General features: G+C 44.4%; 20 protein-coding genes, 1 pseudogene and 1 CRISPR repeat array. Of the genes and pseudogenes, 8 read left to right on the forward strand and 13 right to left on the reverse strand.

The window, feature by feature from the left end:
- Window positions 1–135: 135 nt before the first annotated feature.
- On the reverse strand, window positions 136–306 hold the full coding sequence (locus ACH2BK_RS07770; RefSeq protein WP_394996422.1) for a hypothetical protein: 171 nt from the start codon (window positions 304–306) through the stop codon (window positions 136–138).
- 446 nt (window positions 307–752) lie between these two features.
- On the opposite strand from ACH2BK_RS07770, the gene ACH2BK_RS07775 reads away from it, so the two are divergent.
- On the forward strand, window positions 753–941 hold the full coding sequence (locus tag ACH2BK_RS07775) for a hypothetical protein (RefSeq protein WP_394996420.1): 189 nt from the start codon (window positions 753–755) through the stop codon (window positions 939–941).
- 907 nt (window positions 942–1,848) lie between these two features.
- Here ACH2BK_RS07775 and argJ read toward each other — a convergent pair.
- Genes argJ through rpmB form a run of 3 tightly spaced genes read right to left on the reverse strand, consistent with a single transcriptional unit; the run spans window position 1,849 to window position 4,379 of the window.
- On the reverse strand, window positions 1,849–3,054 hold the full coding sequence (gene argJ, locus ACH2BK_RS07780) for a bifunctional glutamate N-acetyltransferase/amino-acid acetyltransferase ArgJ (protein ID WP_395003162.1): 1,206 nt from the start codon (window positions 3,052–3,054) through the stop codon (window positions 1,849–1,851).
- Entirely contained in the window at window positions 3,047–4,171 is a 1,125-nt protein-coding gene (locus ACH2BK_RS07785) for a potassium channel family protein (RefSeq protein ID WP_395003164.1), read from the reverse strand. Before ACH2BK_RS07785 ends, argJ begins: the two co-directional genes overlap by 8 nt.
- A 19-nt stretch (window positions 4,172–4,190) precedes the next feature.
- Complete coding sequence (rpmB, locus tag ACH2BK_RS07790; RefSeq protein WP_394954587.1) at window positions 4,191–4,379, reverse strand: 50S ribosomal protein L28; 189 nt, start codon at window positions 4,377–4,379, stop codon at window positions 4,191–4,193.
- A gap of 205 nt (window positions 4,380–4,584) precedes the next feature.
- On the opposite strand from rpmB, the gene cas9 reads away from it, so the two are divergent.
- From cas9 to ACH2BK_RS07825, 7 genes and pseudogenes are all read left to right on the forward strand, one after another.
- Complete coding sequence (cas9, locus tag ACH2BK_RS07795; protein WP_395003166.1) at window positions 4,585–7,686, forward strand: type II CRISPR RNA-guided endonuclease Cas9; 3,102 nt, start codon at window positions 4,585–4,587, stop codon at window positions 7,684–7,686.
- A gap of 2 nt (window positions 7,687–7,688) precedes the next feature.
- Window positions 7,689–9,020, forward strand: coding sequence for a type II CRISPR-associated endonuclease Cas1 (gene cas1 / locus ACH2BK_RS07800; protein ID WP_395003168.1), 1,332 nt, complete (start codon window positions 7,689–7,691; stop codon window positions 9,018–9,020).
- Window positions 8,968–9,477 carry a CRISPR-associated endonuclease Cas2 gene (gene cas2, locus ACH2BK_RS07805; protein ID WP_395003170.1) on the forward strand — a complete coding sequence of 170 codons (510 nt, stop codon included), beginning with the start codon at window positions 8,968–8,970 and terminating at the stop codon, window positions 9,475–9,477. Before cas1 ends, cas2 begins: the two co-directional genes overlap by 53 nt.
- 199 nt (window positions 9,478–9,676) lie before the next feature.
- Window positions 9,677–11,758: a CRISPR direct-repeat array (repeat unit 36 nt; unit sequence ATTTTACCATAGAAAGATTCAGAAAGGGACTAAAAC).
- Window positions 11,759–11,924: 166 nt separating this feature from the next.
- Complete coding sequence (locus ACH2BK_RS07810; RefSeq protein ID WP_395003172.1) at window positions 11,925–13,334, forward strand: sodium-dependent transporter; 1,410 nt, start codon at window positions 11,925–11,927, stop codon at window positions 13,332–13,334.
- A 62-nt stretch (window positions 13,335–13,396) separates the two neighbouring features.
- Window positions 13,397–16,359: pseudogene (locus ACH2BK_RS07815) on the forward strand (type ISP restriction/modification enzyme); the annotation flags it as partial.
- The gene (locus tag ACH2BK_RS07820) at window positions 16,349–16,537 is read left to right on the forward strand and encodes a type ISP restriction/modification enzyme (RefSeq protein ID WP_395003247.1); all 189 of its coding nucleotides are present in this window, start codon (window positions 16,349–16,351) and stop codon (window positions 16,535–16,537) included. The pseudogene ACH2BK_RS07815 and the gene ACH2BK_RS07820, both read left to right, overlap by 11 nt.
- Window positions 16,538–16,670: 133 nt before the next feature.
- Entirely contained in the window at window positions 16,671–16,976 is a 306-nt protein-coding gene (locus tag ACH2BK_RS07825; protein ID WP_395003174.1) for a type ISP restriction/modification enzyme, read from the forward strand.
- A 385-nt stretch (window positions 16,977–17,361) separates the two neighbouring features.
- Here the strand turns inward: ACH2BK_RS07825 and ACH2BK_RS07830 are convergent, their stop codons facing one another.
- From ACH2BK_RS07830 to phnE, 9 genes are read right to left on the reverse strand one after another with little or no spacing between them, the layout of a single operon-like run.
- Window positions 17,362–19,308, reverse strand: coding sequence for an MBL fold metallo-hydrolase (locus ACH2BK_RS07830; RefSeq protein WP_395003176.1), 1,947 nt, complete (start codon window positions 19,306–19,308; stop codon window positions 17,362–17,364).
- Window positions 19,309–19,310: 2 nt separating this feature from the next.
- Window positions 19,311–20,477, reverse strand: coding sequence for an alpha-D-ribose 1-methylphosphonate 5-triphosphate diphosphatase (locus tag ACH2BK_RS07835; protein ID WP_395003179.1), 1,167 nt, complete (start codon window positions 20,475–20,477; stop codon window positions 19,311–19,313).
- Window positions 20,478–20,480: 3 nt separating this feature from the next.
- A complete protein-coding gene (gene phnL / locus ACH2BK_RS07840; protein WP_395003182.1) occupies window positions 20,481–21,158 on the reverse strand; it encodes a phosphonate C-P lyase system protein PhnL in 678 nt (225 codons plus the stop codon).
- A 9-nt stretch (window positions 21,159–21,167) separates the two neighbouring features.
- Entirely contained in the window at window positions 21,168–22,043 is an 876-nt protein-coding gene (locus ACH2BK_RS07845) for an ATP-binding cassette domain-containing protein (RefSeq protein ID WP_394997377.1), read from the reverse strand.
- Window positions 22,040–22,864 carry an alpha-D-ribose 1-methylphosphonate 5-phosphate C-P-lyase PhnJ gene (locus ACH2BK_RS07850; protein ID WP_394997375.1) on the reverse strand — a complete coding sequence of 275 codons (825 nt, stop codon included), beginning with the start codon at window positions 22,862–22,864 and terminating at the stop codon, window positions 22,040–22,042. Before ACH2BK_RS07850 ends, ACH2BK_RS07845 begins: the two co-directional genes overlap by 4 nt.
- On the reverse strand, window positions 22,864–24,018 hold the full coding sequence (locus tag ACH2BK_RS07855; RefSeq protein ID WP_395003185.1) for a carbon-phosphorus lyase complex subunit PhnI: 1,155 nt from the start codon (window positions 24,016–24,018) through the stop codon (window positions 22,864–22,866). Before ACH2BK_RS07855 ends, ACH2BK_RS07850 begins: the two co-directional genes overlap by 1 nt.
- Complete coding sequence (locus tag ACH2BK_RS07860; RefSeq protein WP_395003188.1) at window positions 24,018–24,551, reverse strand: phosphonate C-P lyase system protein PhnH; 534 nt, start codon at window positions 24,549–24,551, stop codon at window positions 24,018–24,020. The genes ACH2BK_RS07855 and ACH2BK_RS07860 overlap by 1 nt, the downstream gene beginning before the upstream one ends.
- 20 nt (window positions 24,552–24,571) lie before the next feature.
- On the reverse strand, window positions 24,572–25,000 hold the full coding sequence (locus tag ACH2BK_RS07865; protein WP_395003190.1) for a phosphonate C-P lyase system protein PhnG: 429 nt from the start codon (window positions 24,998–25,000) through the stop codon (window positions 24,572–24,574).
- 9 nt (window positions 25,001–25,009) lie between these two features.
- Entirely contained in the window at window positions 25,010–25,882 is an 873-nt protein-coding gene (gene phnE, locus ACH2BK_RS07870; RefSeq protein ID WP_395003192.1) for a phosphonate ABC transporter, permease protein PhnE, read from the reverse strand.
- Between the last annotated feature and the right edge of the window lie 404 nt (window positions 25,883–26,286).

The following is a 26,286-nucleotide window of genomic DNA, read 5'->3' on the forward strand; positions in this document are numbered from 1 at the left end:
GTTGCTTCGAATCTGAAAGACTAGAATCTAAGCTTTCCTTAGAATCTGAATCCGCTCTAGATTCTAGATTGTTTGGATTCTGTGTTGTAAATTCTGCAATTTTTTTTAGGCTTAGATTCTGCATTTGTGTATCTTTTAGACTTCTGCGCATCCTAGATCCTGTGTGCGAGAATCTGTGAGGAATTGCACAGATTCTATGCTGCTTAGATTCTGTATTTTTTCATTTCTTAGAATCTCTTTGGATTTTTTGCTTGTCTTTGAATCCGCGTTAGATTCTGTGGAATTAGATTCTGAATCTAACTCCAAACCTTGAATCTAGATTCTGAATCTGTGCTAGATTCTAAGTTTCTTAGAATCTAGTGTTTTATGCGAGAGGGGGAGCGAGGCTTACAATGTGCAGGTAGGGCTAAGTGGCAGCCTAAGTGCGCGAAGTCGCTCCTCCTCGTTTTTTTACAACTTGGGCGGGCGGGTAAGCACTCTTTAGCCTCCCTCCACCCCGATTGAGCTTTTTATCGGTGCGTCCCGCACACTGAATCTATCTAATTGGATTTTTGCGCTACAAAAATGGTGCAATTTTGCTAGGCTCGTGCTACCGCACGCCCCATTATTTGAATCGGGCAAAGTCTTGATGAGGTTTTTTGAAGTGGGGAGGTTTGTGAATCTGTTCTGGATTCTGAATCTGCCCTAGATTCTATATTGCTTGGATTCTGTGTTGCAGATTCTGTGGATTCTTTGGGACTTAGATTCTGTCGTTGTGTGTTTTTATAATCTCGCTAGATTCTGCGATTGTTTCAGAATCTGTTGGATTAGATTCTAAATCTGCATTAGATTCTGTGTCTCTTAGATTCTGTCTTTGCGCATTTTTTAAAATCTCTGTTTTGGATTTTGTAATTGTCTTAGAATCTGTGTGTGGGGGTAGGTTTTATAAGGCTAGATTCTAAGCTTAAAACTAAAGTATCGAAGCTAGATTCTATGTTTTCCCTATATTTTGAATCTATTAGGCTAGATTCTATTTTTTTGAATCTTACTTGGATTCTGTAAGACTAGATTCTAAATCTATGCTTGGCTTTGTCCTCTTAGTCTCGTGTGGATCGCGTAAGTCTGCCGCTAGCCAATTGCCATTGTGCGAGTGTGGGCGGGTGTTATCACAACAGGTGCGGTGTGGTTTGGAGGGAGTTTGCGCTAAATTTTAAAAAACTACGGTTTTGCCTTATTTTCTAAAGAGCTGCGTTTTCTAAAAACCTTAGATTTTGCGCTTAAAGCTTTAAATCTAGACTCCAAATCCATTAGATTCTAAAATTTTTTAAATTTTTGGAGTGAGATTCTCATTGCAAATCCAAAACTTTACATGTAGATTCTATGCTTTGTTTTTGAATCTGTTTTGGATTGCGCGGATTTTGTAAATGTCTTGAATGTTAAAAACTTTCGTTTGTTTCCTTTGAGCCTCAACCTTTAATCTAGCTCTTAAAGTTGCGTTAGATTCTCTAGATTTTGCAATGTTGCTTATGGACTTAGATTCTATAATGTAACCTTTCTATACAAATCTGTGTAAGTTAGGGCTTTGTAATGGAGAAAAATGAAAAGTTTAGTAGCAATCGCTAAAGAAAAATGAGTAAAAATGTAAAAAATCTTAGAATCTCGCCCAGATTCTGTATTTGGCTTAAAGACTTGCTTTGGGGGCTTTTGGATAAAAGGTAAGGGCGGAGTAGGGCAGGCGGGGATATATGATTGGTTAGGGCGCAGCTTTTTGGATAGCAGGCTTTAAGGGCGGAGTAGGGCAGGGAGCAGTGAGCAAAGGGCAGCCACCATCAAGCCCTAGATTCGCGTCCCTATGAGTGATAATCCAAGCTATGAGCGATAATCCGAGTTTATCTCCACATATTTGTGCCCCAAATCACAGCCATAGCTCACATACACCCCCTCGCCAATCCCCAAATCACACACGATTTTAAACTCCGCAGATTCCATAGCCTTGTGCGCCTTGGACTCCACTTCGGGGGTGAATAGGATCTCGCCCCTGTCATAGACAGCCACGCCGCCGATGCTGATGCGCAGCAGCTCCTCGCGTGCCTCTATGCCGCTCGCGCCTATGGTGGAGGCGATACGCCCCCAATTAGGATCGCCCCCAAAAATCGCGGTTTTGACAAGCAGGGAGTTGCTAAGGGCTTTGGCAGCGCGCCGTGCCTGTGCCTCATCGCGCGCGCCTTTAACCTCAAACGCCACGACTTTGCTCGCCCCCTCGCCATCGCGCACTATATCAAGCGCGAGTTTGTGCGTGATCCTCTCTAGCGCGATACCAAACGCCTCCTCGTCATAGACGCCACTCGCGCCATTAGAGAGCAAAAACACCGAGTCGTTGGTGCTCATATCGCCATCGACACTGATGGCATCGAAGTTCTTTTTGGCGTATGTTTGGAGCAGTCTTTGCGCGTGGGCTGGGGGGATAGGCGCGTCGGTGGTGATGAAGCAGAGCATAGTCGCAAGCGAAGGGGCTATCATACCCGCGCCCTTTGCCATCGCGCCGATTCTAAAGCTCTTACCATTTTCTAGCTCCACTTCTAGGGCGATTTCCTTGCTAAAGGCGTCAGTGGTGCGTATCGCGTCACTAGCGCGCTTGTGTGAATCTGGGCTAGATTCTAGCTCAAAGCTCTCAAAAGCCCCTATGATTTGCTGCTTTGGCAAACGCACGCCAATCACGCCCGTGCTTGACATAATGGGGTTTTGGACGCAGGGAAAGCGCTTTTGCAAAGCCTTTAAGATCTCGCATATATCTTCCACTCCCGCCTTGCCCGTCATCGCGTTGGCGTTTTTGGTGGTGATGAGCACGAAGTTACTTTTTTTCCCAGCGACATATTGCCTAAAATGCACGATGGGCGCGGCGGCGAAGGTATTGCTTGTAAAAAGTGCCTCCACGCTAAAGCCCTCCTTGGCGTAGATGAACGCCATATCAAGGGCATTATCTTTTTTGAGCCCCGCTGCCACACCATCGGCTATGAATCCACGCGGCGCGCACACGCCCCCGCTGATAGGATAGAGAGTAAAACCCTTAGACATAATCCACCTCCCTAGGTTTTTGTTTGCGCATAATCAGACGCTTTGTTACCCTTATATCCTCCGAGCTCCCAATAAGTAACATTTTGCACTCGCTCGTAACGATGGCATCGCCCGTGGGCATCGTGATGAGCTTGCCATCTTTTTGGGTAATCGCCACGACAGAGACATTCGTAACCTCCCTAAAATGCGCGTCTTTGAGCTTGCGCAGCACAAGCCAGCTGTATTTTGGCACGATGATCTCTTCTAAATCTAGCTTGGTGTTGCGTTTGTAGAGGAATTGCTCTAGGAGGTTTTCCATATCAGGGCGGATTGCCATCGCTGAAATCCTTTGTGCAAGGAGCTTAGAGGCTGATACGACAAAATCACAACCGAGTTTTTTTAGCTTATCGACTTCCTCTTGGGTGTTGGCGTTGGCGATGACATAGTAGGGTTTGCGCCCTAGTTCTTTTTCAAAGAGTCTCACACTCGCGATAAGTGCGATGTTTTCAGTGATATTTGGCGAAAAGGTAACAATGCCCTTTGCCGATGAAAGATGGGTTTTTAGCATCGCAAGCTGCGTGTGTGGATCGCCTATAATGTAGTAGGGGTATTTGTGCAGGCGCGCTTCTTGCTCAAATGTCGGGGTGTTATCCACCACGACAAAGGGGATTTGGGATTCTTTAAACTGCTTAGTGAGCTCGATAGTGTGTTCATTATGGTAACAAATCACATAGTGATTGCGCAAGCGGCTGATTTTGTAGATCATATTTTGCTCCTTGATAAGCGCGATGAGCGTGCTGTTGTTGAAAATACTAATCGTAAATGCGACACTAAAAGTAACAATACCCGCACCACACACCATTAATATCGTGGTAAAAATAATCGTGATAGTGCCAAAATCCCGCTCTTTTAGCGCACCAAAGCCGGTGTTGGTAAAAGTATAAGTCGTCTGAAAAAACGCCTGCATCAAGTCGTAATCCTCTAGGACAAGGTATCCTATCGTCCCAAATACGACAAAAAACTGGATAAGAATGAGGGGGATTCTAAAGGGCTTAAGCTGCTGATAGAGTTCAGAGCTCAAGCTTATATCGGGCTTTGCGTGAATCTCGGGCTTGAGATTTTTTTTTACCCTAGCCAAGGCGTGGAGGTATCCTGCTCTAAGACTTCTTTCTCATCGTGCGTAGTGTCGAGGCAGCCACACGCACACGCACGCTTGTGCCATCTTCTAGTTGGATTTTTATCCTGCGTAGGTTTGGTAGAGAGCGTTTTTTGGTTTTGTTGTTTGCGTGGCTCACATTGTTGCCAACCATCGGACCTTTTCCTGTAAATACACATTTTCTAGACATACTTGCAACCTTTTTAAGTGAAATTAAGCCCGCAATTATACAAAAATATCGCAAGGTTTTGCTTAAATGTGTCAGCTTTGCTGCGGTGCGGGCATAAGATTCTAAAAAATACAGAATCTAATGCGCACATGCGCCCTTAAGCCTTGTCAAAGGCTCGCGATTATGGTATAAAAGTTTGTGAATACTTAAACATTGGAGCGATAATATGAAAATTCTAGGCTTTGATATTGGGATTGCCTCGATTGGCTGGGCGTTTGTGGAGAATGGGGAATTAAAGAAGTGTGGAGTGAGAATCTTCACAAAGGCAGAAAATCCCGAAAATGGCAAATCCCTTGCCCTGCCACGCAGGGAGGCTCGCAGTGTGCGGCGGCGGCTTGCACGGCGTAAAAGTAGGCTAGAGGCACTCAAGCGGCTTTTGGCAAAGGAATGGGGCTTGTGCTATGAGGACTATATCGCCCTTGAAGGCATGCTGCCTAGGGCGTTTGTGGGTAAAAATTTCACTAATCCCTATCAGTTGCGCTATGAGGGCTTAGAGAGGAGGCTAAGCAAGGAGGAGTTTGCCCGCGTGATTTTGCATATCGCCAAACATCGTGGCTATGGGAACAAAAACGCCAAAACCGCTAAGAGTGAGGAGGGCAAAAAGGAGCAGGGCAAAATAAAGGCGGCATTGCAAGAAAATAGTGCCAAACTCGCAAAATACCGCACGATTGGCGAGTATTTTTATAAGGAATTTTGTGAAGTGGCGGAGGTAGGCAGCGAGAATCCCACGCAAGCGGGGGCACAAGGGGTGCAAAAGAGCATACGCAACAAAGGTGGGGAATACACAAATTGTGTGGCACAGGAGGATTTGCAAAGGGAATTGCAACTCATTTTTGAGTGTCAAAAGGGCTTTGGATTCCCCATTACACAAGAATTTCAAGACAAGATTCTAGATATAGCCTTTTTTCAGCGTCCCTTGAAGGATTTTTCACACCTTGTGGGGAGCTGCACCTTTTACCCCGATGAGCCGCGCGCACCGAAGTTTTCTTTGAGCACGATAGAGTTTGTTACGATAAGTAAAGCTATCAATTTGCTCTCTTATGTAGCTAAAGAGAGTGGCGAGGCGTGGGAGAAAGAGCAGTGGCGGAAAATGCTAGATTCTGTATTTAATGCAGTATGTGAGAAGGGGAGTGTGAGTTTCGCACAGGTGCGTAAGATTCTAAACATCGATGAAAATTTTCGCTTTAAAGAAGTGGATTACACCGCTAAAAATCCCGAGAGTAAGAAGTTTGTGGAGTTTTGGAATCTAAAAAGATTTTGTGAGATTCTAGGCGAGGCAAGGCAGGAGAGAAGCCTAGTGGATTGTGTGGCACGAGATATTACGCTTAATAAAAATGAAGAACAATTAAGAAAAAAGCTTTGTGATTATGGGAAATTTAGTAAGGAGCAAATAGAGAATCTCTTAGGGCTAGACTTTAGCCACCATATCAGCCTAAGCTTAAAGGCATTAGGGGAGATTTTGCCGCTTATGCGTGAGGGGGTGCGCTATGATGAGGCGTGCAAGCTAGCGGGGCTAAAGATGCGGCATAACGAGCAAAAGAGCAAGTTTTTGCCCTCCTTTAATGAGAGTATCTATGCGAGTGAGCTAACCAATCCCGTGGTGTATAGGGCGATAGCGGAGTATCGCAAGGTGTTAAATTCTCTTATCAAAAAATATGGGAGATTCCATAAGATTCACATCGAGCTTGCGCGTGAAGTGGGGAAAAACTTCGCAGAGCGTAGAAAGCATGAAAGAGAGATAGAATCTAACTACCAAAAGAGGCAGGAAGCCATACAAAAATGCGAGGCGATGGGGCTAAGCCCAAGTGAGGGCAATATCCTAAAAATGCGGCTTTTTATAGAGCAAGATGAGACTTGTATGTATAGTGGCAAAAAGATAAAAAGAGAGGATTTGTTGAGCCAAAAAGCCCTAGAGATCGATCATATTTTGCCCTATTCGCGCAGCTGCGATGATAGCTACAATAACAAGGTGCTAGTCTTTATAAATGAAAACCAAAATAAGGGCAACAAAACGCCCTTTGAGGCGTTTGGGAGTGATGCTACTAAATGGGCAGGGATAGAATCTCTTGTCTCTGGGAGTGGGTATCCTAAGCAAAAAGCGCGGCGTATTTTGGAGCGGCGATTTAGCGATAGGGAGGCGGGGTTTAAAGAGCGCAATATCGTGGATACGAGCTATATCGCGCGTCTGATTGCTCGCTATACGCGTGAGTATCTTGCTTTTCTCCCGCTAGATTCTAACGAAAATACTGCTTTGATTGCTGGGGAGAAAGGCAGCAGGGTGCATGTGGGCGTGGTGAGCGGTATGCTGAGCGCGACTATGCGGCATTTTTGGGGATTGCCTATCAAAAATCGCGATGAGCACACGCACCACGCTATCGATGCGGTTATCATCGCTTTTATCAATGCAGGGCTTATACAGCGGTTTTCGGAGTTTAAAAAGGCACAGGAGAGCCTAAAAGCCCGCTTGTATGCTAAAGAGCTAGCAAAAGAGGAGTTTAAGAAACAACGGGCATTTTTTGAGCCTTTTGCAGGGTTTAGAGAAAATGTGTTACAAAAAGTATCAGAAATTTTTGTCTCGCGTCCGCCGAGGAAAAGGGCACGAGGGGCGTTGCACGAGGAGACATTTTATTCCTTTGATGATAAAAAACTGCTCAAGCAATATGGTGGCAAAGAAGGCTTGCAAAAGGCATTGGAGCTAGGCAAGATACGGAGAATTGGGACAAAAATCGTGGCAAATGGGGCAATGGTGCGCGTGGATATTTTTAAGCACACACAAAGTGGGAGATTCTACGCAGTGCCTATCTATACGATGGATTTTGCCCTAGGGGTGCTGCCTAATAAGGCGGTGGTGAGTGGCAAGGAAAAGAGTGGGATCATCAAGGATTGGCTAGAGATGGATTGTGGCTATGAGTTTTGCTTCTCGCTTTTTAAAGATGATGTGATAAAAGTGCAAAAGAAAGATATGCAGGAGGCGGAGTTTGGGTATTTTGTGTCGTTAGGAACGGCAACGGCAAGTATTGCTATCATAAAGCACGATAATAAATTCGAAAACCTTACGCCAAATCAGGCAAAGCTTTTTTCTAACGCAACACAAAAAGAAGTCGTCGCCAAAAGTCTAGGCATACAGAATCTCAAAGTCTTTGAAAAATACAAAGTCTCGCCGCTAGGGGAGCTAAAGCCTGCTAAATATGAGCCAAGGGAGCCTATCGCCCTCAAAACCACGCCTAAAAAACACTCCAAGAGACGCACAAGCACAAGCGAGGGCTAGCGATGGGCTATGATGAAGCCTTTAGAAATGTCATTATCACGAGTAGAGCGCACCTAAGCCTGCAGGACAATCATCTCGTGGTGCAAAATGGGGAGGAGAGGGCGCGGCTGTATATCAAGGATTTGCATTGTGTGATTTTAGAAAGCCCGCAAATCACGCTCACTCAAGCCCTCCTAAATGCCTTGGCCCAATCTAAAGTCCTCCTGCTTACTTGCGATAGGACGCACGCTATTAGCGGGGTTTTCACGCCGTTTTTGGGGCATTTTGCAAACGCACAAGTGGCACGCGAACATATCGCTGTGAGTGCAGAATCTAAAGCAAAGCTATGGCAGCAAATCGTGCAAAATAAAATCCATAACCAAGCTCGTGTGCTGCGCACTCACGGCTATGTGCGGGAGGCAGAGAATCTAGCGGGGCTGTGTGAGCGGGTATTGCTAGAGGATTCTAGTAATGTCGAGGCAAATGCGGCGGCGTTGTATTTTAAGACGCTCTTTGGCGAGGGCTTTTCGCGCAAAGCTAAGCACAAGATTCACAACGCCCTGCTAGATTATGGCTATGCTATCGTGCGTGGTTGTGTGATACGGAGCGTGTGTATGAGCGGGCTGCTGACTTGGGCGGGTATCAAGCATAGCAATCAGTTCAATCAATTTAATTTGTGCGATGACATTATCGAGGTGTTTCGCCCCTTTGTGGATAGGTGCGTGCTTGGGCTTTTAGAATCTAGGGCTAGGGGCGTTATGGAATCTAAGGGCAATGGTGGTGCCGTGGAATCTAGGGGTGATTGCGTAGAATCTACACAATATCAATCTTTAGATTCTAAGTTTGTGCGCGTGCGGGGTAAGGCGAGTGAGGATTCACTCTCTATGAGTGAGAGTGGTTTGTCAGTGGCACATTGTGGGGAAGCTACAGAATCTAAAACCACCAACGACATTATAGAATCTGAGCAATCCCAAAGCCTAGATTCAGAAAATGTATGTGCGCGCAGCGGAGGAATGAGAGGCTCTGGCTCAAACCCTGATAAACAAGAGCGAAGTTTTTGTAGTGAAATGAGTGAATCTAGAAGCGATGGTGGCGATGGTGGCGTTGTGGAATCTAGGGGCGATGGTGCGGCGGGAAGTGATGTTATGGATTTGCGTGTGTTAGATTCTAAAGAGTATTTGGAGACTCTGACTAAAGAGGACAAAAAGGCGTTAGTGGCAAACCTGCAGAGTGAAGCAAGGGTGGGTGCGCAAATTTTCCCGCTTGCTCGGGCGATAAACCACTATGTGCAGCGGTTTAAAAATGCCCTTTTGTATAGTCAGCCTCTGCCTTGGGTGGAGCTTGCGGGGGATTAATATGGTGGAGGATAAGTTTATGCGTGTGCTTGTGATGTTTGATTTGCCCACAAAAACCAAAAAGGACAAGCATCATTGCGTGAAGTTTCGTAACAATCTCATCAAGCTTGGGTTTTTTATGATGCAATTTAGTGTGTATATGCGGATTTGTAAAGGGGCTAGCTCGGCGAAGTCCTCTATCAACAATGTCAGGAAGTTTGTCCCGCCAAGGGGGAGTGTGCGCTGTATCACGATTACCGAAAAGCAGTTTGATGCGATGGAGATTTTGCTAGGTGGCGTGAGCTTTAATGAAGAGATGAATGCGCAAAAAAATCTCACGCTTTTTGGCTTTGATGAGAAAGCGGGGGATTATGTGTATAGGAATGAGGAGAAAAACGATGAGGGGCAAAATGCAGAAAATGAAAAGAGGGCTGTAGAGAGGGTTCCAAGGCAGGGGAGTTTGTTTGAATTGTACTAATGGGAAATATCGTAACAAAAGTTTCAAAAAATGTAGATTGTGAGGGTATGCAGTGTGGATTATAAGATACAAGGCGTCAGTCTAGGGATCTCCGAGCACTTATTAAAGCCTCAACCCTGCGCCGACTGACAGGCTTATTTTAGTCCCTTTCTGAATCTTTCTTTTGGAATTATAGCATAAGATTCTCATTTTTGAATCTATTTTACCATAGAAAGATTCAGAAAGGGACTAAAACATTCGTGTGTCATTTCTAATCGAATTGAAGATTTTACCATAGAAAGATTCAGAAAGGGACTAAAACTGTCCATCGCTTCCGGTGGTTTAACCCGTAATTTTACCATAGAAAGATTCAGAAAGGGACTAAAACCATCAAACGAGCCATCGTCTGCTGCGTCGTATTTTACCATAGAAAGATTCAGAAAGGGACTAAAACTGAAAGGAGGACCATCATGAAAGAAAAAAATTTTACCATAGAAAGATTCAGAAAGGGACTAAAACATCGGTATCAAGAATATCGGTACAACATGCATTTTACCATAGAAAGATTCAGAAAGGGACTAAAACTGATCATCTTTGGCCTAAAGCTTCAAGATTATTTTACCATAGAAAGATTCAGAAAGGGACTAAAACCCTAGCAGCTCTGACGCTGAAGTTCATTCCATTTTACCATAGAAAGATTCAGAAAGGGACTAAAACGCTACATCTGGCGCGTAGTCTATGGCGCAGATTTTACCATAGAAAGATTCAGAAAGGGACTAAAACAGTATCGTTATAATCAGCCCAAAGTCACCGATTTTACCATAGAAAGATTCAGAAAGGGACTAAAACTTGCCGACCTTCCAAAAGGCGAAACTACAAATTTTACCATAGAAAGATTCAGAAAGGGACTAAAACTGGGCAACAGCCCCGGATACACCCCCTCTTATTTTACCATAGAAAGATTCAGAAAGGGACTAAAACATAGGTACCAAGAATACCGTTACAACATGCATTTTACCATAGAAAGATTCAGAAAGGGACTAAAACAGGTGTATGGCGCCGCCATAGAGGCTTTCGATTTTACCATAGAAAGATTCAGAAAGGGACTAAAACATACAAGCCCGCAACAATGAGTCCGGTGGATTTTACCATAGAAAGATTCAGAAAGGGACTAAAACATTTTACTCTCTCTGGAACCTCTGGCGATTATTTTACCATAGAAAGATTCAGAAAGGGACTAAAACAAAATGATCAGATGGTAGTGAGCGCGGCCAATTTTACCATAGAAAGATTCAGAAAGGGACTAAAACATTTTTGCTAGCGATAACACACAGCCTGCTATTTTACCATAGAAAGATTCAGAAAGGGACTAAAACGTACCGGCCGATGTATCTATGCTTGCCGCCATTTTACCATAGAAAGATTCAGAAAGGGACTAAAACCACTATCTTGCGCTTATGAAAATCCGCCAGATTTTACCATAGAAAGATTCAGAAAGGGACTAAAACGTTCCCGTTTATCCTAGTAGTTCTGACGCTATTTTACCATAGAAAGATTCAGAAAGGGACTAAAACTATGCCGCGCGTGGCGTTTAAACTCTTGTGGGATTTTACCATAGAAAGATTCAGAAAGGGACTAAAACTAAGCCCCATTATAAATTTCACAGTAAAAGATTTTACCATAGAAAGATTCAGAAAGGGACTAAAACGCGGCGGTAAAGGCACCCTTCAAATCTCTGATTTTACCATAGAAAGATTCAGAAAGGGACTAAAACTAGCCTGCCACGTATTTGAAAGCCTTTTGAATTTTACCATAGAAAGATTCAGAAAGGGACTAAAACAAATGATTGGAGTAACTTTTGATGGAGATTATTTTACCATAGAAAGATTCAGAAAGGGACTAAAACTATAACAGAGGCCTCCGAGCAGCCCTTTGGATTTTACCATAGAAAGATTCAGAAAGGGACTAAAACCGATAGCTGTTCCCGCTGGTGCTGCTTTGCATTTTACCATAGAAAGATTCAGAAAGGGACTAAAACTGATCAACCCCCAACTTCTAAACGCATTCGATTTTACCATAGAAAGATTCAGAAAGGGACTAAAACGTGCAACCCGTGATAACATTCCAAGTCTTAATTTTACCATAGAAAGATTCAGAAAGGGACTAAAACAGCGTATCATTAGTTTTAGCCATAGCGTTAATTTTACCATAGAAAGATTCAGAAAGGGACTAAAACTGCTTTGGTATTCTAGCGAGCGGTGCGAATATTTTACCATAGAAAGATTCAGAAAGGGACTAAAACAAGCCCACACAAACAACGCAAGAGCAAGCAATCTTACCACAGAAAGATTCAAAATCCACTCTTCTAATCCCCCGCGCAACCCCTGCAGCCCTCCAAGCAAACTTTAGGCTATTTTAAGTTATAATGCCTCCTTTTGCATTCAGCAATCACACTACAAAGGCACATTATGAGCACATTTTCTAAAATCGGTTTTATTATGGCGACTCTTGGGAGCTCCATAGGTTTGGGGCATATCTGGCGCTTCCCCACTATGGCGGGGCAAAACGGCGGTGCGGCGTTTATCCTGCTTTTTATCATCATCTCCGTAGCCATTGGCGTATCGATGCTCGTAGCCGAGATGCTTATGGGCAATCGCACGCACAAAAACGCCCAAGACGCCTTCTATGAGCTCGATGAGAGCACGCATAAGCGATGGCATTATGCGGGGCTTACCGTCATTGGCGGTCCGCTTATCCTTACCTTTTATTGCGTGGTGCTAGGCTGGGTGTGCTACTACCTAGCGGCTATCAGCCTGCACCTGCCCGCGACTATGGCAGATTCTAAAGCCCTCTTTGGCGCGCTCACACTAGATTTTAAGGCACAGATTCTAAGCTTTGGCGTAGTGATGGCACTCACGGCGTATTTTGTCGCCAAGGGTGTGAAAAATGGCATTGAGCGGCTCAATTTCGTGCTTATGCCCTTGCTCTTTGTCATCTTTATCGGGCTGCTTGTGTATGCGATGAGTATGGAGGGCTTTAGTAAGGGCGTGAATTTTATGTTTGTCTCGGGCTTTGACTTTGCAAGCACGCAAGATAAGGGATTTATAGAATCTACCCAAGCCCTCTTTAGCTATCTCTTTGACAAAATCACGCCAAAGACGCTCATAGATTCTATGGGGCAGGTGTTTTTTTCCCTCTCGCTTGGCATTGGTATCGTGATTACCTATGCAGCTTCCACAGAAAAAAGCCAAAACCTCTTCCACGCCGCGCTCTGGGTGCTTATCCCGGGTATTATCATCTCTATCATTGCGGGGCTTACGATATTTACCTTCGTGTTTGAGTATGGCAGTAGCGAGGATGTGGGCGCTGGGGCTGGGCTGGTGTTTATCACGCTACCCGTGATGTTTGAGAAAATGGGCGTGGCGGGGAGCGTGATTTGTATGCTTTTTATGATAGGCTTGGGCTTTGCGGGGCTCTCTAGCACGATTTCCCTGCTTGAGCCATCAGTCAAATGGCTAGAGGAAAAGACAGGCAAGAGCAGGGTGTCGCTCTCGTGGGGGCTAAGTGTGCTCATTTTCATCGTAGGGAGCGTGCTCATACTTTCTTTGGACGAAAGCCACCACGCCTTGCAAATCGCGGGCAAGAGCCTCTTTGACTGGGCGGATTGGCTGAGTGCAAATGTCATTATGACGCTTGGGGGCATCGCGACTTCTGTCTTTGTGGGCTATGCGATAAAAGAGGAGCATTTGCGCGAATGGACAAGGGCGTATTTTAGTGAGGCAATGTTTAGATTCTGGCTTTTTGCGATTAGAATCCTCGCTCCGCTTATGGTGGCGGCTATCTTTGTGTATCAGATTGTGAGCCTTATGCAGGGCTAGGCTTTGTCTAGTTTTACAACAATGCAGAAAAATATCAAAACAAACACACCAAAAGGACATTTATGCTAGCAAACTATCTGCACAATATACGTGATATTACCCCACAGGATAAAGAGCACACGCACAGGGCTGCCCTGCAATATCTCTTGGAATCCCTCCTTAAAGCTTCCATAGCTAACGGGGGGGGGTAAATCAAAGCTCCCTAAAGTCTTGACGCATAATCCACGAACCAAAGAACGACAAAGAGGGTAGGGGTGCGCCAGATTTTTTGATACTTAATAATGGCTTAAGTATCGGCTATATCGAAAACAAACGCGTGAATGCCGACCTAGATTCTCTCACACAGAGCCCACAGATACACAAATACCTAAGCCTTAGTGATAACATTATGCTTACAGATTATCTGCGGTTTTGTCTCGTGCGTCCTAACCCTAACAACAAAGGGGAAATCACAAAAGAAGTGCGAATCTGTGAGCTATCCCAGCTAAAAGCCATAACTAAGGATAAATCCCACTTAGAATCCAAAGCCAAAGAGCTCCTAGAGCTTTTTACCCTCTTTTTTACCCATAGCCCAAAGCCCATAAACACCGCCCTAGAGTTTGCCAATACCCTCTCGCTTCGCACAAGACTTCTTAAAGATGAGCTTTTGACAAATCAAGTAAATACGGACATTGTTAATCTATATCATACTTTTAGAAAATCGTTATACCAAGAGCTAGAGTTTGATGTTTTTGCTGATTCTTTCGCCCAGACCCTGACTTATAGTCTCTTTCTAGCGAGGCTAAACAACAACACAAACAAAGAAATCGATCTCTTTAATGCTAAAAAATTTATCCCCAGATCCTTTCCTTTGATTAAGGCAATGAGCGGATTTTTGGACAACTTAGAGGAGTTGGATTCTATAAGGTGGCTTTTAGAGGAAATCCTAACGATCATCAATCACATCAACATAGCCGACCTCACAAAAGAGCTAAACGCCATTAATCAAAAAAACTTGTTAGGAGAGTATGAGCACAAAGACCCCTATTTGCACTTCTATGAGACCTTTCTCTCCAGCTATGATCCTAAGCTTAGGGAGCTTCGCGGCGTGTATTATACCCCTGCTTCTGTAGTGAGATTTATCATTAATGCTATAGATTTTTTGCTCAAAAGAGACTTTGGTCAAAAGCAAGGCTTAGCCTCTGCTATGAGCAATGAGCATATCACGCTTTTGGACTTCGCTACAGGCACTGGGACTTTTCTCTTAGAGGTATTTCGCAAAGCACAGGAAAATATCCCCAAAAATAGTCCAAAATCCAACCCCAAAGCCCTCATACAGAGATTCTATGGCTTTGAGTTTCTCATCGCGCCCTACACGATCGCTCATCTGAAAATCTCCCAATGCTTTAAAGAGGAATTTGATGAACCCTTAAGCGAGAACGAAAGCCTCAATATTAAGCTTACAAATACCCTTTATTTTAAAACCTTTAGCCAAGAGGAGTGGGATAGGATGATGGAGGGGCTTCCCAAAGATCTCGCAAAAGAATCCCGAGAAGCTCAAGAAATCAAAGAGGGCAAAATCCTCATCATCACAGGCAATCCTCCCTATAGCGGAGCAAGTAGCAACAAAGGCTTGTATGAAAAAGAAGTGCAAGAAGCTTATAAAGAGCCAATGGAGAGCCTAAATAATCCAACAGCACTGAGTAAAAATGGCAAAATACAAAAGGAGATAAATTCCAAATGGCTGCTTGATGATTATGTGAAGTTTATCAGATTTGCCGAATCTAAGATAGAGAGCCAAGATTCTGGTATCTTTGCCTTCATCTCTAACAACAGCTTTTTGGACAACCCCACCTTTAGGGGTATGCGATACCATCTGATGCAGAGCTTTGATAAGCTTTATATCCTAGACCTACACGGCAGCACTCGCAAAAAAGAACTCACTCCAGATGGCGGGAAAGATGATAATGTCTTTGATATACAGCAAGGCGTGAGTATCAACATCTTTGTCAAAACTCGCAATGACAAAAGAGAATCCAAAGAGCCACATTGCCAGATCTACCACTATGACCTCTATGGCAAAAGAAAGGATAAATACGACTTCCTCTATGACAATACCCTAGATTCTATCCCTTGGCAGATTCTTAACCCAAAGCCGCCTTTTTACCTTTTCATCCCCCAAAATGAAGCTTTGAGGGAGGAATACGATAAGGGTATCAGTGTGAAAGATATGTTTAGGATCTCAGGTGTTGGAATCTGCTCTAAAAGAGATCATATCGTCTTTCACAACTCAAAAGAATCTCTTAAAAAACTTTTGCAAGACTTTATTGTAAAGCCAAAAGAGGAATTATACAGAATCTACGATATAGGCGAGGATTCTAGAGATTGGAAATTAGATTGGGCTATTGAATCCATAAAAGAAAATAAAGATAATTTAGAGGATTTTATTATGAAATGCCACTACCGCCCCTTTGATTATCGCTATACGTACTACATAAACAAGTCACGCGCTTTTATGGCATATCCTGTTTATGATATTTTTGAGCATTTTTTGCAGGATCACAAAAACAAAGCCTTGCTTGTCAGCAGACAAGCAAGTGCGATCGGAGAAAAAGACTTTGATGCTGCATCTACTAAAAAGAATCTCAAAAAAGGTGAGCAAGGGACACTAGAGCTAGGCAGTGAGGATATGTTCAATGGGCAGGATAGGATAGAGAATTTTACCCCCGAGTTTCGAGCCTTTGTAGATTCTAAATACACTTGGGATTCTAAGGATATAAAGGCAAATCCACATTTATTTTTAGAATCTAACACCCTAACCCCCGAAGCGATTTTAGGCTATATCTATGCCATGCTTTTTCACAAAGACTACCGAGAAAAATATATAGATTTTCTTAAAATCGACTTTCCAAAAATACCCTTTGTAGAATCTAAAGAAAAATTTATAGCCTTAAGTAAATTAGGCTTAGAGCTTATGAGTGTGCATTTAATGCAAGACAATCGAGAGAGAGAGAGAGAGACGAGGGCGCATGAGAATGAGTCGCAATATAGCGTTAAATATCGCCAGACAATCCAAACTAGCAGGGAGTTGGCAATATGTGATAGTAACCGATACGATAGTGGATTTATGCCTTATGGGCGGGGGCAACACGGGAGCGGGGCAGATATTCCCTCTCTATCTTTACAACACCGAGCGCGCAAGGAAGATTCTATGCAAAATATAGGCTTAGTCTGTGATAGAGGCTGTAAGTTAAATAAGATAGATAATATCTTTATCACGCAAAACATTATCGATTTGCACCTAGTAGGAAGCGGGAGCTATGTTTTCCCGCTGTATTTGTATGATAAGGAAGCGCAATGAAAGAAAGTAGAGAAACTATCGGTGAGCCTTTGTTTTTGGATTCTAAAAACAAAGATTTGAGTATTCAAAAGCCAAACTACAAAGAAAAAGAAGAAAAGCTTTTTGTCAATGAATCTTTGTATTTTGAAAATGTTAGCAAAGAAGTGTGGGAATATAAAATCGGCGGCTATGCTGTCTTAGACAAATACCTCAAGTCTCATAAGGGCGAGGAGATAGACTATGAGCATTTTCAACAAGTGATTCAATCTCTCGCAAAAAGCTTAGAGATAGAAAGCAGGATTGCTACAATAGCTCTTAAGTAATGGGGATTGTGTCAGATACATTATGACAAGAATCTCTGCTTTTGTTTTCGTATTGTGAGGGAGAGTATCGCTTACTTTATTTACCTTATTTGGCGACCTTGTGGCATTTTGGAATCTAAGGAATTATTGAGATTTTACAATACTGCTAATGGCTGTGGATTCTACTATGTATTGTAATTTGTCTGTGGCAGATTCTATCATTTGTGGGGAGCAATCCCCTATGCTTGCATATCGCACACATATACAATGTTTCTTTATGATAGAATCTAAACTCTCAATCAATAGGTTGAGGTAGTGTGTATGCGTCAAAGCTTAATGATGAGGGAGTGAGGGTGGATTCACTCTCTGCGAGCGGTAGCAAGTTTTGCCAAAGCAAAAACTTGCATTAAAGAATAGCATCTAGCAAATACGCAATCTCTTGGCTCTCGCCCTCCTGCTTTTGATTCTGTAATGTGCTTAGAATCGTGTGGCTGATATGAAAGAGGCGGGATTGCTTGGCTTTAAGCACGCGTAAGATATGGCTTGCCTCTTTGGCATTTAGGTGGTTTGGGCTAGAAGCCTTTTTGGGAGTGTCTTTGGCGCTTTGGTCTTGTGCGTGGGTGTGTGGATTCTCTTGTGCGCCAGCATCCAAAAACGCCACATCAATAGCTACGTTCTGTAAAAACTCCAAACTCTGCTTCCCAACGCCCGCACAATCGGTAAGATAGGCGATATTCTCATTTGGTGTCTCTATGTAATAGCCATAGGTGAGCCTAGAGTGTTTAAGCGGAATGGGCGTAAAGGCATAATCCCCCAAACGCAAGGCCCTAAAGGGCTCGAGAAACTCATAACGCACGGATTTGGTGTGCTTAAATAAATCATCAAATCCTCGCTCATCTCTAGGGCAAAAGCACACAATCCTATCGGCACTATAACGCAAACGCAGCAAGCCAACGACATGATCAGCGTGGAAATGCGTGAGGAAAATCGCCTTAATTTTCGCTCCATCAAACAAATCCGCCACGCACTCAATCCCGCAATCTATGAGGATAAACTCCCCATCATCACACAAAATATACGCACTTGTGGCGTGGTTTCTCACCCCTCTAGCCCGGTAGCTTCTGCACGCCTTGCATTGGCAGTTATGCACGGGTATCCCTTGGGAATCCGCACTCCCTAGGAATCCCACAACCTTTGAAGGATTATTGCGTGGGGTAAAAAAGGCTTGGAGTTTGTGGAGTGTGGCTTGTGGGGGCAAGGTGGGGGAGGCATTAGGGCAGTCTCTAAGAGGTGTGCTAGGGATACCTAAATCCTGCGTTAGTGCATTCTTTTGTGCGTTATGGGCGTGTGGGTGAGAGAAGTCTTTTTTAGATTGCTCTATTTGTATGCCTTGAGGATTATTAGAATCCCCTTTATCAGAATCCCCCGTATAAGAATCTCGTTGGCAAAAATCCCCATTTTGCAATGCCTTTTGTGCTTCTTTGATCTCTAAGATTCTCTTTGTAGCAGATACTGCCTTGCAGGCTTGGGATTGCTGAAGTGGCATTTCTAGCAAATCACAAAGCAGTCCAACAAAGTCTTTTACACTCTCTTTTAAGGGCTTGGTATTTTCAAACACAATGCAATGCTTAGCATGCACGGGCTTTGTGGCATTTTCTAATCGCCTTGCAATCTCGCTTTCACTCTCCCTCCCACGCCCCTTTAGCCGCTCATAGAGAATCTCCTTTGGCGCGGTGATATGCACGACACACACGCTCTCATATTGTGCCTCAAAATCCCTTATCACCGCTCGCGAAACAGAGATAATGTTATGTGTCCCTAAATCCTTTTTAGCGATACCATAGATATGGCTATTTGCCTCCCAAATACTCACAAACTCCGCTTTTCTTTTCTCAAACTCGCTAGATTCTAAAAAGAGGTTATCCTCATTGCTATCAGGCTCTCTATCGATATAGCGACGCACAAACACGGGGGCTTGTGGAGATTCTAAAAAGGAAGAAGCTAAATGGGGCTTGTTTGTGGATTCTAAACTCGTAGAATCCAAATTTGCAGAATCTAAGTCCTTTGAATGCGTATTTTTCAAATCTAAACTCACAGAATCTAAGCCCTTGCTAAAATACTCCCTAGCCCCTCTTAGCAGGCTGTCTTTGCCCACGCCACTTGCTCCGACTATGAGAATGATTTTTGCGGAAGTATTTTGGGTAAAGTTTTTTGGCGAGATATTTTGTTGCCAAATCTCTTTTAGCACGCCCTCACTTTTTGCAGATTCACATTTTATAGAATCCTTATCCGCTAATTCATGCTCTGTGCTTTTGCTAGGCACGCCCTCACGCCTCACACGCTTAGATTCCAACGCTACGCCCCCTTTTGTAATTCTAAAGAATGCAGTGCATAATAGATATTTTGCCCCCCACGCACACTCCACACGACTTCAGGGAACTCCGCTTCCCTAACCACAATAATATCCGCCCTTTTCCCCACTGCTAATGCGCCCCTATCCTCTAGCCCGATAGCCTTTGCAGGTGTGGCAGTTATCATACTAAAGGCTTTTGCTAGCGGGATATGCGGATTTTCGCGCGCTATCTTAAAGGCAGCATAGAGCATAGAATGGGGGTGATAATCCGAGCACAGATAGCTACACGCCCCCTCTTTGATTAAATCCATCGCCGCGACATTCCCGCTTTGAGAGCCGCCCCGCACGACATTAGGCGCACCCATACCCGTGATAAGCCCTAGGCTTAGGGCATATTGTGCCACTTCAAGGCTTAAGGGAAATTCTGAAAGCTTCACGCCCCAAGAATGCAGCTTATCTAGCTTGTTTTTGCAATCATCATCGTGGCTTAAAAGGGCGATGTGCTTCTCTCTAGCCACGCTTAAAAGCTCCTCTAGGGCTTGCATATCCTTTTGCACCCCTTTTTTGTCAATCATCGCGGCAATCTCAGATTCACTAAAGCCATGGTGCTTGGCATAGTATTGTGAAAACGCCTCAATGCTCTTAAACTGCCCTTGTCCGGGTGTGTGATCCATAATTGAGAGAATATCCACCCAGCCCTTATTTAGGCATTCATACAAATCGGGCAGAGATTCTACCGAGCTTATCTCAAAGCGCGCGTGTATGCGATTATCCACTAGCAGGCTATCCCTATGCGTGATAAACTCCTCTATTTGGTGCTTGGCAAGCTTGGAGTTTCTGTGTTTAGAGGGATTTTCCTCAAAGCCTATGGCGTGAAACATCGTGGTAATCCCCGCGGCTGCTAGCTTTTTATCGAGATTTTTAATAGCAAACTCTAGGGGAAAGTGTGCATTAGGGCGTGGCTCTATCTCTTTTTCTAGCGCATCAGAATGCAAGTCGATAATCCCGGGCATTACTAAAAGATCCCCCAAATCCCTGCACTCACTTCCACTTCCACTTCCGCCCACACTCCCATAGGGAGCAATCTCTGTAATATATCCATTTTCTATCACTATATCAGCGGGGGTAAAAGATTCCTTAATAAGCACTTTTTGACTGCGTATTTTCATAATTTATCCTTGTATATCATAGATTTCGTTGCTGATTTCTTCCATACTTGCTTTATCGTGGAAGATTCCTATCATACTCACGCCCTCATTTTTAAGCGTGTGGAGTTTTTCTAGCACCTTTTTGCGGTTTGTCGCATCAAGTGAGGCGGTAGGCTCATCAAGCAGCAAGAGCATTTTAGGAGCGATAATGCCCTTAGCGATATTTACTCTTTGTTGCTCCCCACCGCTAAAGGTTAAAGGAGAGAGCGAGAAAAGCTCCTCTTTTATCCCAAAAAAATCAAGCATCTCCCTTGCTTTTTGCTTAGCGACTGCCTCACTCTCTCCTTTTTGCACTAGCGGTGTGGCGACAATATCCACCGCCCCGATGCGTGGCAAAACCTGCAAAAACTGCGAGACATAGCCGATATAGCGTTCTCTTATCTCTAGCATAGCACTATCGCTTACCTTGGCTAAGTCATAGATTCCCTCATCAGTATGCAGACAGATTGCGCCCCCGCTGGGTAGATAGGAGCGATAAATGGTTTTTAGCACAGAGGACTTCCCACTCCCGCTACTGCCGCGCAAAGACAGGAATGAGCCCTTTTTGACACTAAAGCTAATATCGCTAAAGCCCTCTATCTCTACGCCACCACGCGTGTGGATGGTGAATCTTTTGGCGAGATTTTTTACTTCTAGACGCATACAAACTCCTTATAAAATACTAGAAACAAGTAGTTGGGTATAGGCGTGCTGCGGATCTTGCAGGACTTGGTCACTTAGCCCCTGCTCGACAATCTGCCCATTTTTCATCACGATACACAAATCCGTCAAATGCTTAATCACGCCCAAATCGTGGCTCACCACAATCATGGCAAAGCCTAGGCTTTTTTGCAGGGCTTTGATGAGGTCTAAAATCTTTGCTTGCACGGAGAGATCAAGCCCCGTAGTAGGCTCATCAAGCAATAAAATCTTAGGCTTAGCCGCTAGGGCTTTTGAGATTTGGATTCGCTGCTGCTGCCCGCCACTAAAGACATCAGGATAGGCATCAATGCGAGAGGTTGGAATCTGTGTTTGCTCTAGGAAATACAACGCCTGCTCTCGTATGCTCTCATAATTCCTGCACCCCTTTAGTAAGATTTTCTCAGCAATATTGCCCCCCGCACTAAAGAAATAATTAAGCCCTAAGCGTGGATTTTGATAAATCATTGACATAATGTGATTACGCAAGAGGCTTAATTCATTCAAATTTGCCTCTAGCGTGTTTTTGTGCGGGCTAAAGTCGCGTATATACACTTCCCCACTACTTGCCTTGGTATCTTGATAGAGGAGCTGAAGTAGCGTGCTTTTGCCACTCCCACTCTCGCCCACTATCCCTAGCACTTCGCCGCTTTTAAGCGTGAGATTGACGCTATTAACCCCAACCACACTCTGGCATTTAGGGCAGATGGAGGAATCCACCCTAGCACCGCTTAGCTCTAGGCATTCCCCACACACTCCCTTAGGGCTTGGGAAGATTTTACTAAGGTTTGTAATGCGTATCAAAAAATCCTCTTGCTCTCTTTGTGTAGTATTAGTCGTGGCACTCATAGCTGCCCTCCTTGTCTTTTTTCACAATAGGAAGTATCGCTGCAACAATACACCTTCTCTCCATTGTCTAAAAAAATCGTATCCAAATAGCTCTCTTTGCTCCCACATCGCTGGCATTCCTTGCCCTCAAAGCTTTCAATCTTAAACTCCCTATCCTCAAAGCTTAAAGGCTCTACATTAGTATAAGGCGGTATGGCATAGATTTTTTTCTCCCTCCCTGCCCCAAAGAGTTGCAGGGCTTTGCTCTGGTGGAGCTTTGGCGTGTCATAACGCGGGATTGGACTTGGATCCATTGCGTATTGACTATTAACAATCACGGGATAGCGATTAGAGATTCGGCTATCGCCTAGGATTGAAGTGTCCTCATAGAGGAGCACCCATAGCTTGGCATAATCCTTAAAGGCGTGCATATCCTTTGCCTTTGCCGTATCTGGCTCTACAATCTCAAGCACATCAGGCGTGGGGACTTGAAAGATGAGAATCTGATTATCACTCAAAGCCTCCTCTGGGATTCTATGGCGTGTTTGGATAAGCGTGGCTTTTGTCGTATCTGTCGTGGTAGCGACATTAGTCGTAGCAGCGATAAAGGCTTTGAGGTTGAGCGCATTGACACTCTCATCACTGCCTTGGTCGATGACTTTTAGCGTGTCTTCCTCTGTGATAAGTGAGAGGGTGAGCTGCAAGCCACCCGTGCCCCAACCCTTTGCCATAGGCATTTCCCTTGAGGCAAAGGAGACGAGGTAGCCCGGGATTGCAATAGCCCGCAAGGTAGCACGGCGGATTTCTTTTTTGGCTTCTTCATCTAAAAACGCATAATTCATTACAAAACTCCTTTTTGCGTGTATTCTCTTTCATACGAGCATTCTTGATTTTTAGAATCTTGCTGTGTGGATTCCTCATCATTCTTAGAATCCTCTAGCCCTGCTTCTTGTTTGGATTGTCTAAAGGCATTTGCCTTTTCAAAGACTTGCAAAATCGCTTGGAAGGTTACATAATGTGGGAGCTTGTAGTGATTAGCAAAGCCCATAGAATCCACGCCATCGATATGGTGCAATATCATCTCACAACTTGAGGCAAAATGCTGGGCGTTTTCCCTATGCCTTGTGGCATAGAGGTTTAAATCCAAAATCCCCATACAAATTGCCTTAGTCTCATTAAAGCCAAAGCAAAAGCCAAAGCCCGTATTTAGCTTCACACTGCCATCAAGCTGGGTTTCTACCTCGCCCACGCACTCTACTGCACTTACTTCTATCTCGCCTATGACGACTTCTTTTTGCGTGATAGGGTGGGTAAATCGCACCGCCACGCTTCCTAGCCGCAAATCCCCAATGGTAGGGTGTATATCGCCATAGCCTCGCATAGAGGTATAAGCAAAGCCTAGCATACTCCCACTCTCGCCCCTACTCATCGCCTGCATCATCGCACTACGCGAATAAGGCGGTGTGGGGAAAACGCGCGTGATGTCATCAGGACTCTCTTCCCTCTCGTGCTTGCGGATATAGCCTGCCTCACGCAAGGTTTTGAGGGCAGAGGGGAGAATCTTATCCCTCTTATCGTATTGTGCTAAGTGTGCTGCCTTTGTGGGGTTTTGGGTATTTAGGAGCTTGATTTGGTAGTCATTATTTGCCCCTAGAATCTGCCCGCCCTCGATTTCTTTAAAGGCTGAAGAGATTCTACGCACAAGCCGCATAGAATCCGTATCAACGCACTTTGCCACCCCAATCCTCTCGCAACTGCTGCGATGAGCGCGTAAGAAAAAGGCGGCATTAAAGGTATCGCCACTTGCTTTTATAAGCGATTTTGCCGCTAGTTTCTTGCTATAAAGCGAACCCTCACTCATCACCCTATCTACGCCTAGATGCATTCCCCTGCATACAGAATCTAGGCTTATCTCCTCGCTAATAAACTCCTCTTCAAACAATCCCAAAGAATGCTTTATCGCCTCTTCGCCACCTTTGACTGCGACAAATCCCATTACACCACCTCCAAATGTGTTGTGCGGCCTAGGGCTTTGATTGCCCCATTTGCCATATGTAAAAAATACATCTCAAAACCGATAGGAAACTCCTTATTTAGCTCCACAAACTGCCTAGCTAGTGCTGGCTCTAGCGGATAGGAAGCCTCTTTGCTCCCTTTAATCCCGGGTCCCTTAAGCACATAGTTAAATTCCTCATCGCCCTTGTGGCAGTAAATCAGGCTAGCACTAAACTCGGGCTCTTTAAAACTTCCCCTTTTTACAGAATCTAAGAGGCTAGATTCTAAACTCTGGGTAAAAACATAATCCGCCCCCGCACACTCTGCTTTTTGAGAGCGCGTAAGGGAATCTAGCAGGCTAAAATCCTCATTTGTCAAGTTGCAATAACTCACTTGTGAGAAAAGCAGCACGCTCCCACAACCTAGCACATAAGAGCCAAAGGCTGGAAGCAAGCTACCACTCTCCCCCGGGCGTGAGAGGACTTGGGTTAGGGTGCGGAAGTTGTAGCGATTGATTTGTGGAATGTCTTGCATAATCTCTCCTTAAATCTATTTTACATAATCTCAAATTGCACGCGGGTGGAATCGATTTTTTGATTCTGCTCCTCTTGTGCCTTTTGCTTTGCCTCTTTTGCCTCTTTGGTGAGTGCAAAGATAGCTTGACTTAGCGCATCTTGCTCCCCAAAGCCCACATAGGCATCAAGCAGGGCGATATGGTAGGAATACTCCTCATTGTCATCAAGCACCATAGCAAAGCCATCGCTATGCTTACCGCCTCGCTCAAGACGCACCAAAGTCGTGGTAACAAGCACCTCACCGCCATAAAACTCCCCTTGGGAAATGGGATCTTTGATAGGTAAGAGTAGGGTTTGAGCCGTGGGGGCTTGGATAACCTCAATCTTAGAATCTAGCTTGGCACTTAAATTTTGTAAGTCGCTTAAAGCGGCGTATTGTAGGTAAAAATTCAAATCTTCGCGTTGCATAAAAACTCCTTAAATATAGCGTTTGCGGATAAAGGCTGAAACCTTGTCGATAACAAAGACAGAAGCCACAATCACGATGAGAATCGTGCAGACACTGCCATTTTCAAAAGCCCTAATGGAATCAAAAAGATAAAATCCAATGCCCCCAGCCCCAACAAATCCCAAAATCGAGGCAGAACGCACATCGCTTTCAAAGCGATAGAGAATCATCGAGATATAATGGGGCATCACTTGGGGGATAATCCCATAGCACAAGGTTTTCACAAAGCCAACGCCCATCGTGTCTAATGCCTTAATGGGTCCGGGGTCTATGGATTCATTGCCCTCGCTCAAAAGCTTAGCCAACGCCCCTGTGGTATGCACCGCTAGGGCTAAAATCCCAGCCATAGGTCCTAGCCCCACGGCTGAAACAAAGATTAACGCCCACACGATTTCATTTACCGAGCGGCAGATATTAGCCAGCAGCGTGGCAAAGAGATAGAGCGTGCGTCTAAGCAGGGCAAAAAACCACCCTTTTTGTGGGAAAATAATCTCTAAGATATTACGCGAACAAAGAAAAGAAAGCGGCAGGGCAAAGATGACGGATAGCACAATCGCAATGACTGCCATCTGCAAAGTCTCAAGCATTGCTAGGCAGTATTTGGCTAGCCCCTCACTCTCTAAGTTTGGCGGGAAAAACCCACTATTTGGGATTTCTTTATTCCCTGCTAGGTAGCTTAAGATATGCTCATAGCCGCTAAAGAGCGCACTTAAGCTCATCTGCGTATCAATCCACGATTGTGCTATCACACAGAGCACAAGGATAGCGATGAGGATATTGGCGGGCTTAAAGGGCGAGGCTTTTGCTTTGAGTTGTTTGAGGGTAATTTTTTGTTGTGTCATACATATCCTTTTGCAATGTAGTTTCTTTGCCTTATGAAAACGGCTCCTTGGGTATGCAATGCGTAAGATTGAAAAATTTGTGAAAGGCACGGACTCTAAGTCCGCTAACCTTCCCCAAATTTTTCAAAACTTACACAGCCACACCGCAAATACTAATTTTTTTGTTTGCAGTAGTAGCCTTGCAGAATCCACACCACGCCAAAGGCAAAGCCTTGATAAGATTTTGTGAAGCGGTAGATTCTGAATCTATTGCTTTGGATTCTCCGAATCTAAGATTTTTAGATTCTGCATCTGCTTTGAATCTTGTGTGGCTTGCCAGAAATTCTAGGATTGTGCGTAAGATTTGCTTGTTTTGCAAGTGAGGACGCAGGGAGCTACCTTAAGCGGTAGTGACCAAGTCCGAA

Source organism: uncultured Helicobacter sp., assembly GCF_949282165.1.
GTDB lineage: Bacteria > Campylobacterota > Campylobacteria > Campylobacterales > Helicobacteraceae > Helicobacter_F.